This is a genomic window from Clostridium chromiireducens (genome assembly GCF_003575225.1).
In the GTDB taxonomy this organism is placed as follows: domain Bacteria; phylum Bacillota; class Clostridia; order Clostridiales; family Clostridiaceae; genus Clostridium; species Clostridium chromiireducens.
Window position 1 is genome coordinate 996,042 of the sequence record NZ_QXDJ01000001.1, and the last position, 12,944, is coordinate 1,008,985.

The 12,944-nt window shown below is 31.5% G+C and carries 8 protein-coding genes; 1 reads left to right on the top strand and 7 read right to left on the bottom strand.

Going from position 1 to position 12,944, the window contains the following annotated elements; all coding sequences use genetic code 11:
* Positions 1-62: 62 nt before the first annotated feature.
* From D2A34_RS04120 to D2A34_RS04140, 5 genes are all read right to left on the bottom strand, one after another.
* A complete protein-coding gene (locus tag D2A34_RS04120) occupies positions 63-1,826 on the bottom strand; it encodes an ABC transporter ATP-binding protein (RefSeq protein ID WP_119365810.1) in 1,764 nt (587 codons plus the stop codon).
* Between the two features lies 1 nt (position 1,827).
* A complete protein-coding gene (locus tag D2A34_RS04125; protein WP_119365811.1) occupies positions 1,828-3,654 on the bottom strand; it encodes an ABC transporter ATP-binding protein in 1,827 nt (608 codons plus the stop codon).
* Between the two features lie 93 nt (positions 3,655-3,747).
* The gene (locus D2A34_RS04130) at positions 3,748-4,257 is read right to left on the bottom strand and encodes a GNAT family N-acetyltransferase (protein ID WP_119365962.1); all 510 of its coding nucleotides are present in this window, start codon (positions 4,255-4,257) and stop codon (positions 3,748-3,750) included.
* Positions 4,258-4,616: 359 nt separating this feature from the next.
* Positions 4,617-6,332, bottom strand: coding sequence for an SGNH/GDSL hydrolase family protein (locus tag D2A34_RS04135; RefSeq protein ID WP_119365812.1), 1,716 nt, complete (start codon positions 6,330-6,332; stop codon positions 4,617-4,619).
* A gap of 292 nt (positions 6,333-6,624) precedes the next feature.
* Positions 6,625-7,467: an AraC family transcriptional regulator gene (locus D2A34_RS04140; RefSeq protein ID WP_119365813.1), complete on the bottom strand. Its 843-nt coding sequence runs from the start codon at positions 7,465-7,467 to the stop codon at positions 6,625-6,627.
* 195 nt (positions 7,468-7,662) lie between these two features.
* On the opposite strand from D2A34_RS04140, the gene D2A34_RS04145 reads away from it, so the two are divergent.
* Positions 7,663-8,958, top strand: coding sequence for a glycoside hydrolase family 27 protein (locus D2A34_RS04145; protein WP_119365814.1), 1,296 nt, complete (start codon positions 7,663-7,665; stop codon positions 8,956-8,958).
* A 289-nt stretch (positions 8,959-9,247) separates the two neighbouring features.
* On the opposite strand, the gene D2A34_RS04150 is transcribed toward D2A34_RS04145, so the two are convergent.
* Positions 9,248-11,053, bottom strand: a complete 1,806-nt coding sequence (locus D2A34_RS04150) for an ABC transporter ATP-binding protein (RefSeq protein WP_119365815.1) — start codon at positions 11,051-11,053, stop codon at positions 9,248-9,250.
* Positions 11,050-12,879 carry an ABC transporter ATP-binding protein gene (locus D2A34_RS04155; RefSeq protein WP_243128222.1) on the bottom strand — a complete coding sequence of 610 codons (1,830 nt, stop codon included), beginning with the start codon at positions 12,877-12,879 and terminating at the stop codon, positions 11,050-11,052. The genes D2A34_RS04150 and D2A34_RS04155 overlap by 4 nt, the downstream gene beginning before the upstream one ends.
* Between the last annotated feature and the right edge of the window lie 65 nt (positions 12,880-12,944).

Below are 12,944 nucleotides of genomic sequence, written 5' to 3' on the forward strand. Positions count from 1 at the left end.
ATAACAATATGACTTAATATCATTCTTACTATGCAATTTCCATAAACCTTTATTAATATGACCTAATTTAAACTATAGTATAGTCCTTTGAGCTTCATAAGTTCCTCATGAGTTCCTTCTTCAGCAATTGTATTATTGTCAATATATAGAATCCTATCAGCATTTCTTATGGTGGATAACCTATGTGCTACTATAAACGCTGTTTTGTCTTTAAGAATTACGTCCATTGCCTCTTTAATTAAATTCTCTGTCTCTGTATCTATAGAACTTGTTGCTTCATCTAATATAATAACTGAAGGATTTTTAAGAATAATACGAGCAAAGCTTATTAGCTGCTTTTCTCCTGCTGAAAGTCCTGAACCACGTTCCTCAAGCTCTTGATAAAAACCATCTTTCATTTTATCTATACATCTGTCTGCAAAGATAGTTTTAGCAGCTTTAATACATTCTACATCTGTTGCATCTGGTCTTCCATATCGTATATTATCTATTACAGTTCCTTTGAATATAAAAGGATCTTGCATCAATACTCCAACTTCTCTACGAAGTGAATCAAGCGTAACCTCTCTTACATCAATGCCATCTATCTTAACACTACCTTTATTTACATCGTAAAATCTTGTAATAGTATTAATTACTGTTGTCTTACCCGCACCTGTAGGTCCTACTAACGCGATACTTTCTCCTGGTTTCACATGGAGATTAAAGTCCTTCAGGACATCTACTCCATCTTCATATGCAAAAGTTACATTATCAAAATCAACCTGACCTTTTACATTTTTAAGTTCAATTCCGCTATACCTACTTTCAATCTCAACAGAATAATCAATTGTATCAAATACCTGCTCTAAGTTAGAACTTACCTGAGCCAATTGTTGTATAATGATAGCAACCTGTGTAAGAGGACCACTGAAAAGGCTCATATAGCTTATGAAAGCGACTATTGTACCAGCATCAATATTGCTATTTCCTTGAAGTATCAAATATAATGCTGTTCCATACAAACAGAGAGTACCAAGATTCCAAAATATTTCAACAGTTGGTGTATTAAGTTCGTTTCTCATAACTATCTGCATCCATGTTCTAGCGCTAATATCGTGAACTTCCATATATATTTTTTCATTCATATCAATTCTATTATAGTTCTTAACTATTTTTTCACCCATAATTGATTCCACAAGAAACGCTGTTCTGTTTGAAAGCCTTGCTCTGTGATATGCAAACAGCTTCCTTATTGAATACCTGAGTCCAAAGACACATATCATCATAGGTATAACTGCTCCAAAAACTATAATTGTAAGCTGAGGACTTATTGCAAGCATAAATATAGTAACAACTATTATTTTTACTATATAAATAAGAAATAATAGCAAATTGTTAGTAAAAAAGTTGGCTAGATCATTAATATAATCAGTAACACGTACAACTATCTTACCATCAGGTCTTGAATCAAAGTAATCAAATGACAGCTGTTGAAGTTTATAAAATATGTCTTTCCTTATTTTCGCAATTATGTTATGCCCCGTCTTACCCATAAGTCTTTGATGAGCAAACGTAATTCCTATTTCAATAGCTGCGAGTACCAAAAAACCGGAAACTATGAGTACTAGTTCTCCATAATCCTTATCTATAACTGTATGATTAATAATATATCTGAGTAATAATGGCGCCATCATTGATACTGCCGCTGAAATAAGCATTAAAAAACCTACTAGTATAAAAGTATTTTTATACGGAAAGATATAACGTATAATTCTCCCGAACTGCTTAATATCCAATTTCTTTTCTATGATTTCATCCTGAAAATACGTATTTCTCTGTGCCATCTTATCTTCCCACCTCACCTGTTGCTAGAGCATCAAAGTCGATAACTGATTTTCTCTGAGCTTCTTGAATTTTATATACCTTTGCAAAATGACCTCCAAGCTTCATAAGCTCATCAAAGGTTCCTCTCTCTGAAATTATACCGTCCTGCATATAAATTATTTCATCACAATCAATCACTGAGGACATCCTGTGGGCAGAAATAAGAATAGTTTTATTGGGATAATGCTTTTTAATATCTGCAAGAAGTCTCTTCTCTGTATCGACATCCAATGCACTTGTTGAATCATCAAGTATAAGTACAGGAGAATCTTTGAGAAGTGCTCTAGCTATAGAAACTCTCTGCTTTTGTCCTCCTGATATACCCATTCCCTTCTCTCCAACAATTGTTTCATAGCCTACTGGAAGCTTTTTAACAAAACTGTGTGCTTGAGCGTGTTTTGCTGCTTTTATTACCTGTTCTTTTTCAATTTCAGGTTCAGCATATGCTATATTAGAATCAATAGTATTAGAGAAAAGAAATACTTCTTGAAATACATACGAAAAATTATTTCTAATAGATTTAAGGGAATAATCTCTTATATCGTTTCCATTTATCTCGATGGTTCCACTTGTTAGGTCATGGATACGCACTAAGGACTCTAAAAGCACACTTTTACCACTTCCTGTTCCTCCTACAATACCAACCTTTTTCCCATATGGAATATCGAGGCTGACACCCTTAAGTACCTCATTCTCCTCCATTGTAAGATATGCATTCTTAATGCGGATGTTAGGTACGCTACTTATTTTAAAATTTGCCTTGCCATCGGTTATTTTAGATTCGCAGTTAATGAAATTCATCATTTTTTGTCCTGAAACAAACTGTTGTTGCATTTGGAACAAAGTGCTATTGATCTGCGATATATGATCCATTATTTTAAGTACATAGTTAGAACATGCAACTAGGTATCCTACCATCATATACCCTTTTATAACAAGAATTGTGCTAACTGTAATGGTTCCGATATAGGATATCTGCTTAATTGAACTAAATATAACTTCAAACTTAGCTGATAGATTGATTTGACTGATATAGGAATTTTTCATTTTCTCATTGGACTTATCAAACTTTCTTTTTTCAAGCTCCTCATTAGTAAAAGAACGAACCAGGCGTACTGCCTCAATATTCTCTTGAACATTTAAACTCATCTCACTATTACTCTTTCTTATATTGCTGTAATTAGCCTTCGCCGCCTTTTTAAAATTCTGCAATGCGATAATAAAAATTGGCATCATAATTAGCGGAATGGCAATAAGACTCATGTTAATACTTGATAATAAAAATGTACAAGTAATCAGTACAAATATACTATCTAATATATTAGGGATCATTCTGCAAAAAAGCTCCTTATACATGATTGTATCAAAATTCATAGTTGTTAATAATTCCCCAGTGTTGTATTGCGAAATAGCTCCACTGTCCAGCTCCATGAGTTTACGAAAAGTAATCGCTCTTAAGTCCCTTTCTAAGTTAAGACCAAGGCGTTGATTAGTGGTATTTTTAATATAAATAAGAATTATCCTTGCAATAAGAAAGACTATAAACACAGTTGCTAAACTGAAAAAAAGCTTCATTGAATGAACTTCACCATATTTTCCATTAAACACAAATGAAAATAACCCATTATTTGCAGGCTTATTATCACATATAACATAATCAATAAACATTTCTGAAAATATAGGAATCATTAAATCTGCAACTATAGCTATATAACTAACAAGCTGTATAATAACAGCCCCTGGCAAGTTCCTTTTCCAATACTTAAAACCAAACTGTAGCACTTCCATAAAATCACTCCTTTCTTTATGAATATACCCGTGCTTTACTGTAATGCTTAAATTAAAGATAAATCCCAAATGAAATTCATCTTTATCTCAGATTTATTTAATAAGTTCCCAGTAAATTAACTCCTCATCTCTATTAACTTCTTTTAATCCAGCCCTTTCTAGTATTCGAGCAGAAGACTTGTTGCTAATCAAACATTCAGCCTTAATGACTTTAGCTCCTTCTTGAAACTTTAACCAATTCATAATAGCCTCTAATGCTTCTGAACCAAAACCTTTTCCTCTTTCATGTTCTACTAATCCAAATCCAACTTCAACTTCACCATTTTTATTTGGCTCTCCATGGAAACCTATATCTCCAATTATTTTCTTATTATTTTTGTCTACTATCATCCAAGTTTCAAATCCAGTTGGTATTTTAGTCTTTTCTAATGAACTATTTATAATAGGCAAAATATCCATTGTATCTTCTGTAGGCCATTTTTTATCACATTTAATTCCAAGCTTCTCAACTTCCATACTACTTCCCTTTATTAATGATTGTGTTATCTCCAATGTCATAGGTATTAATATTAGTCTATTTGTATGCAAATTTTTTAAATTCATTTTATTTTCACCTCTTAACAATAAGTAACCTTCCTTCCTAAAATCTAACATCAGGCTTTGCAACTACCTGCCCTGCTAAAATTAATACAATATCAATAAATTTTATTAATTCGTGTTAAATTATGATTTTTATTAAAAACATGTCCCTTTAAAATTTAACACTAATTAGAAATTAAAAAAACTAACAAATTATATTAAAAACATAAAAAATTATATTAAAAATATTAAAAATTATATTTTTAAATCTTTAATTTACTCCCAAATCATAAATTTTTATACAAAAAGAGCTGAACACCAATATTTTTTAGTGTAACAGCTTCTTTTCTATCAATATTATTTAATCTTGAATTTAAAACCTTCTAATTATATCCGAATCCCAGTATAGTAAAATACTTATCCTTGCTGTCTTCTGCTATCTTTATTTCTACATTATGTTCCCTGCTACTTTCCTCCTGATATAAAATAACTGCATTACAGTGTGTCCAACCTACTGCTTTTGGATCTGCTGTTAGCACAAAAGTACCATCCACATAAACATCTGCCTTACCAAAATCCATTCTTCCTGAATCCTTAAAGACTAACAGCAAGCTTCTACTGTTAATAGCCAAATGAAAACTGTCATCTCCGGAACCCGGCGTATGCATCCAATTATATGGAAATTGTGGTATACCAAGAGGATTGTCATCCATTTCTACAAATTGAAGTTCTTCATCTGTTTCTTTAAAACTTCCCTGTTCTATTACTGCACCACATTCATTGTCCTTCTTATCGATAAGATGTATGCCTACAAATGAATTACCTATAACTGGTTCTTTATCTAATGAAACATCCTTCTCATCCAAAGAACTATTTGCAGTTTGTTCAAATAAGTATGCAAGACAGTCTGTCATTATAGCATGTCCGTCATTGGTAGGGTGGTAAATATCATAAAAAAACTGTCTCTTAGTTATAATGTTTCCTTCCTCTTTGGTAAACTTAAATTGTTCAACCACAGCATCAGATATACTTACCATAGGCAAGTCATAAAGCTTTCCTACCTGTGAAAGTCTTTCCTGCAAGTTCCAATCATTAGCGAATACACTGAACAATAAAACTACTGCTGGTTTATTTTCGCACGAAAGTATATTCAGGATTAAACTTTCATAACATATGCCTTTTGTCTCGTCCCCTTCATCATTCACAGCAAACTCAACAACTACAATATCTGGTTTTACCTTTCCATCTCTGAGAACATCTCTGTCGTATCGTATCATACCTAATTCAGAAGGTGTTCCACCTACTCCTGCCTTTACAAAACGGACATTATCTCCACTATTTTTTCCATACATCTCTTTAAATTTAACAAAAGATCTATAGGCATAACATTCTGTATGAATAGGTTTTGCCCCAGCTCCCTGAGTAATAGAACCACCAATATAAGCAATGGTTACATCTTCTCCTTCTCTTGCCTTATCTATTGCAGCTTTTAGCCTTCTGTTATTACCCAGATTTAAAAGAGATTTTGAAATCATAGAATTATACTTGGCACTTCCAAATTCCACGGGCGGATCCACAGTAATTTCAGGCACTTCATATCCATTCTTCAAATAAATCTTCACCGTTACCTTTGCTGTCAAACCTGGCTTCTCAAACTCAAATGCCATCTTGCCCACAACATCATCATCTGCTAGCCACTCATAATCCTCCAGCTTAAGGATTACCTCTTCTCCATTTCTGGTACATGGAACCTTAATACATGTTCCTCCTCCATATCTGTCTACTTTCCCATAATTTTGAAATACAAAATCAATAGTTCCTACATCATCTGATGTCGTTACTGATACTCCGATACTATGAACAAGTTTATGAACACCTTCACAGTCCTTCAGAAGTTCAATGATTTTTTCATCATTAACACCTCCTACAAATTGAGCATTAGTCGCCAAACGCCCTTCATCTAAATAAATTTCCTGTGCAGGTTTTTCCCCTAATCGTGCAGTAGCCTCTATAATCTTATCTATCATTATATAGAAACCGCTGCGTTTTTTTTGCGGATCCTTAGGTGCTTTAGGCCCTAATTGTGAATTATTAATCATATCTTTCTATCCCTCCTCTTGAGATAATGGAAAATAGGCTGACAATTTTCCCAGTAGTGTGTCACTGTGTTCTAGTTTACGTTTACAATAGAAAGTACATAACACATCAACAATACTAAAAATAAGCTAAAATCATGTGGTCACACTGAATAGGTATATTCACTGAATTAATTCTAAAATCATCTTACTAAAATTGTTATTAATTTAAAACCTATAAAACTATAGATTTTATCCCAGTTTTTATATATAATTGATTTTTCATGCTAACCCTCACCCTTTTATCACTTCTAAATTAATTTCTTTCATTACGGAATTGATATGGTGTAAGCTTCGTATTTTTCTTAAAACACTTACTAAAATAATTACCACAAGAAAAACCACATTTTAAAGCTATTTCATTTACAGAAAGCTCTGTGTTATGAAGCAGTTCCATTGCATACTGCATCCTGATGTTTGTGAGATATTTCAATGGATTTACTCCTGTTTCCTTAGTAAATTCTCTAGTAAAATGACTAAGAGAAATTCCAAACACCTCAGCTAATGCGTTAATTCCTTCAAGCTTTGAAAACTCATTTTCCATTCTTTCTATGGCTATTCTTGTCCTCATGGAATAATCATCTTGATTATAAGCAATTTTACTACATAACAGACATAGAAAATGAAAAACTGTTTCACTTCCTACAAAAGGCTGAATATGCATTCCATTGCTTAAATTTTCATGAAACTTTAATAAGTACTGTATAACACTGCTATTTTCAGAAAGGGTTATAATCTTTCCTGTTTTGTTCACTATCTTATCATAATATGACTTTACAGCAGTCCCTTCAAAATGAATATATAATATCTGCCATCCATCCTCATCTAAATCATCTGGGCAATAATATTTTTCATTATCTGGAATTTCAACAAAAAATGCCTTCCCTGCCTCAATGCGATATTTTTGATTTCCTGATTCAAAAACTCCATAACCTTTTAAAGTGTATTGAAACAGATATCCTTTTATATCTCTAAGATTATTATCAAAATAATAATCAGAAGTATTCCTCTTTTCAACTCCCATATCCTTCAATTCAAATGGTGGATTTGGAATTTCGTCAAAAAATATAAAACCATAAGATCCAAATTTATATGACATCAAAAATTCACCTCTTTTATCATTTTATCACTCTTGTTTCTCTAAAAAGTACTGTAATATACTTAATATAAAGTATCATATCAATATAATTTTGTATAGTATTATCACATCAAAAAAATACTTTATTTCATATAACAGTTTAATGTGATACTTAGGTTAATTCATAAAAAATTTATTATAGAAAGGATTTTTATTATGCTATTAAAAAACACGTTTGCTAAAACTCCACCACTGGGTTGGAATAGTTATGATTATTATGATACTACAGTAAATGAAGCTGAAGTAAAATCTAATGCTGAATATATGGCAAAACATTTAAAATCTCATGGTTATGAATATGTTGTTGTTGATATTCAATGGTCTGATTCTTACGCAGGCACTGACAGAACAAACTACCAATATATAAATTTTAGCCACTTTAATATAGATGAATATTCTAGACAGCTTCCAGCTGAAAATCGATTTCCATCTTCTAAAAATGGTGCTGGTTTCCGTCCTCTTGCAGATTATATTCATAGCTTAGGTTTAAAATTCGGTATTCATATTATGAGAGGTATTCCTAGATATGCTGCTCATACACATGCGAAAATTAAAGGTACTGATATAACTGCTGATAAAATTGCAAATCCTTATTCTATTTCTAAATGGAATCCTGATATGTATGGAGTTGATTATCAAAAGCCTGGTGCTCAGAAATACTATAATTCCATTTTTGAACTATATGCGCAGTGGGGTGTTGATTTCGTAAAGGTCGATGATATATGTAACACTAATTTCTATATAGATAATCCATATTCAGCTGAAAAGGAAATCGAAATGATTCATAAGGCTATTTTAAATTCTGAAAGAGATATGGTTTTAAGTCTTTCACCGGGACCAGCTGTCATAGAAAAAGCTTGGCATTTAGAAAAGTATGCAAATATGTGGCGTATTACTGATGACTTTTGGGATAATTGGGACTCACTAAAAGATATGTTTAAACGTTGTGAGATTTGGCAAAACCATGTATCAACTGGCTGTTATCCCGACTGCGATATGATTCCAGTTGGGTGGTTAGGTAAAGGTTTTGGTCAGGAACGCTATACTAATTTTACAATCGATGAACAGATTACATTAATGACCCTTTGGTGCATATTCCGTTCTCCTCTAATGATTGGAGCTGAATTGACCAAATTAGATTCACAAACTTTAGAACTTTTGACAAATGATGAAGTCCTTCACTTAATATCAAATTCACATGGAGCAATTCAAGTAGAACGTGATAATAAACATGCAATATGGTTTAGTAGAGATATTAATGATAATAGTTGTTATTTAGCTCTATTCAATTTATCAGAAGAAAGTCAAATTTTAGAGATCTCTTTGAAAGATATTGGAATTAATTTTAAAGTTTCTCCTCGTGATCTATGGAAACATGAAAATTTACCTCCAGTTGAAGATGTACTTATTGCTAACATTCCCTCACATGGTGCATCACTATATAAATTATAATAAAACAACTGTAGCCAAAAAAACTACAATTATTTCAACTTTAGGCATATAAAATAACAATTCCAAAACTAACCTGAATATTCTCCATCAAATAAGAAGGTAAAGTATCATAATAGCAAGCCTATTATGGTACTTTACCGACACAGGATGATGTAAAATATGCAACTTAATGGTCTATTAATTTTTTATTGTGCCTAATGTTTATATTCGAAACCTTAGCATAGTTACATTATATTTTTAAAATTCATAAGTGAATTATACTTAAAATTTCTTAAATTATTAGCTTCTATTATACTGCCAAATATTGTCCTGCCTGCACACGCCACATTTCAGCATATTTTCCATTTAGCTTTAAAAGCTCATCATGGCTTCCTGCCTCAATTATATTTCCATCTTCTAGCATAAATATTTTGTCAGCTAAACGTGTAGTAGAAAGTCTGTGAGAAATAAAAATAACTGTTTTATTTTCAGTGGCTTCTAGCATTGAATGATTTAATTCGTACTCAGCGATTGGATCAAGAGCTGAAGATGGTTCGTCTAATATAATTAGACCTGAATCTTTATAAAATGCTCTTGAAATGGCAACTTTCTGAGCTTCTCCGCCAGATAAATTTACCCCATTATCTTCAAACTCTGCTGTAACAGGGGTATTAATTCCACTCTTCAAACTTAATAACCTCTCTCCAAATCCGCTTTTCACTAAGGATTCCATTATTTTATCTTCTGCTGCTTCATCTGCATTATTCATTAATACATTCTCTTTTACTGTAGCAGCATACATATTATAATCTTGAAAAACAGTTCCTATATAATTACGATACTGCTCTACATCATATTCTTTAATATCTATGCCATCTAATAAGATTGTCCCACTTTTTGTATCATATAAACGCATAAGAAGCTTTATTAATGTTGTTTTCCCTGCACCATTGTAACCTACTAATGCAATTTTTTCACAAGGATTAATTATAACACTTAGGTTATTAGTAATATTTCCTTCTTCTTCTTTATAGGCAAAACATACATTTCTAAATTCTATTTTCTTTGGTTCCTTTGGTACTTGAAGCTTCTTTTTACTGAATATTTCTGGCTTGTAATTTAAGAAATTGCGGATTTTATCAACATATAGACTAGTCTCACTAGCATATGGATAAACTTCTGTGACAATGCGAAGGCTTCTTTTTAGATTTCCAAAGGAATTAAATAAAATTACAACACTACTGTAAGAAACAGCACGTATTACTACTGCTTTATATACTAAATATATGATATAAAGTACATCACTAATAAAATCATTGCATAGGTAGTCTTTAATAAAAGTAATTATAAATTTTCTTTTTGCATTTGCCTTATCAATTTTATAAATTTCATCATTTGCCTCATTGAACTGTTCAAAAAGCTTATTAGAAACATCAGGATTTAATCGTAATTCCTTTGCATAATCATTTAGATAAAAGACTCTATTAATATATGATCTTTTTCTTTCATAAGGATTTTTTTCTAATCGAATACCATAGTTGATTTTATTAATTATTTGAATGAATACAAAAGAACATATAAAAGAAAATACTACAAAAATTACCGAAACGGAATCTTTTATTAAGAAAAAAGCCCCTGTAGTAACAAATACAGTAATTCCACCAAACAGCTTGCTTAAGAAATCCATCATTCTATCAACCTGCTTATCTGCTTCCGAAACCGCTAAAACAAATTCATTATAATATTCCGGATTATCATAACATTCCAAGTCGAGTTCCTGTGCCTTTTCATAAAGCATACTCTTGAATTTTTGTTTCATCTTTGGTAGTCCTTTTTGGGCAATAGACTGATACATCCAGGCATTGAAAACCATGCCTAAACATATTAGTATAAATAAAACAATCAGAAATATAGCTACATCTCGAAATGGCCTTCCAAATTCAATAGATTCTAGTACAAATCCTATTCCATAAATGTGTTCGATAAATATAAAAACTTCATTTCTGACCATCTCAAGAATATAGGTGATAATATATAAAGGTGCAGCAGAAAAGCATATTTTTAATACGAATAAATTGTTATCAATTACCTGCTTAAAAGTTTGTTTCTGCTTCATAACTCTACCCCCTCTATGCTGTTTAATGCCAGATAGTTCATGGCTTGTTTTGTATACATATCTGCATAAGAACCCTTCATTTCCATTAATTCCTCATGAGTACCCTGTTCTATAATTTCTCCATTTTCAAGCATGAATACTTTATCTGCATTACGTACAGAAGAAAGACGATGGGATATAAATATCATTGTTTTATTCTTACTCTCTTTCATAATACTCTTATATAGTTCATACTCTGCAATAGGATCTAATGCTGAAGAAGGTTCATCATAAACTTTAATTGGTGCATCTTGGACAAAGGTCCTTGCAACAGCAATCTTCTGGTATTGTCCGCCAGAAAGTACAGCACCACTTTCATCGAATTCCTTTGTTAAAATGGTATCAATTCCTTTTGGAAGAGTATCTACTTTTTCATAAATACCAGCTTTTTTTAATGCTTCTATAACTGCTTCATCTTCATTTTCACATTCATGTTCCATTAAAACATTTTCTTTAATAGAAAGCGCAAGAACCTTATAATCCTGAAATGCCGCTGTAAATAACTTTCGATAAGCTCTCAAATTATACTCTTTAATATTTTTTCCATTTACAAAAATATCTCCATTAGTAGGATCATATAGTCTAAATAACAGTTTAATAATAGTAGATTTTCCGGCACCATTATGCCCTACTAAAGCAGCTATACTGTTACCCTCTATTTTGAAATTTAGATTTTTCACAATGTACTCATTATCTTTATAAGCAAAACTCACATTACGAAATTCTATTGATGAAATAAAGGGTTTAGGTATAATTCCTTCCCAATCTTCTGGAATTGCTTCCTTATACTCCATAAAAACTCTAAGGTTTTTAACAAATAATCCATTTTTCATAGTTTCCAAAATTGAATTGAAAAGTCCAATTAAAATCCAAGTAGAAGAAACCATAATACTTGAAAGAACGGCCATTTGCGAAAGAGATATACTTTTAACTATCATTGCTTTGTATGCTCCATATAATAAAACGCCTTCAAAAATTATAGTAAATGTAAAGATATTCTTTAAAATATTTACTGGTACAATCTTTGGTGCATAATTCCCTGCGATAGATACAGTTCCTTCCACAGCTTTATTATATTTTCTTATTATCAGTTTATAAATCTTTGATAATCTTATTTCCTTTGCATACTCAGCAAGGTACATAACCCTGTTTACATATTGTGATACTCTCTCGTTTGGTATATTATCTTCGTACCTTTTTAACTCAAGCTTATTCATTATTCCCCCAAAAACAAAGTTACCTATGATAGGAAAGATAACAAATAATACAGCCATATTATCGATAGAAAACATTGTATAAAAAACTATGAGGGTCGCAATAGCACCCGTAACCACTCCCCAGACATTCTTAATAACACTTGTAATTTTATCTCCTGCCCCATCAATAGCCATAGTATATTTATTATAGAATTCAGGGTTTTCAAAGCAGCTAAGCTCAACATTTCTTGCTTTTTTATAAAGCTTTTCATATAACCCTTTATATATCGTTGTAGAATTTAGCTGCATTGTGACATTATTTATATAACTCCTATATAAGGCTATACTAACAAATAAGATACACGTAATTATTATGAAATTAAGTATGTATTGAAAACTTTTCTTCTCTTCAATTCCATTAATTATGTACCTCATAAAAACTGCGCTGAAGAATATCCATTCAAAATAATCAAGAGCAGATGATATACACGCATGTATTATAGTGCTTTTACTTAACTTCCATCCCATTTTCATTGCAAAAATATTGTTTTTAATTGTAGACATTCTTAATGTATCTATCTCTCTTTTCAAATTGTTACCCCCTAACTTCTATAAATTAAAATTAATTATAAACTTCTAAAGCTTTATCCATTTTC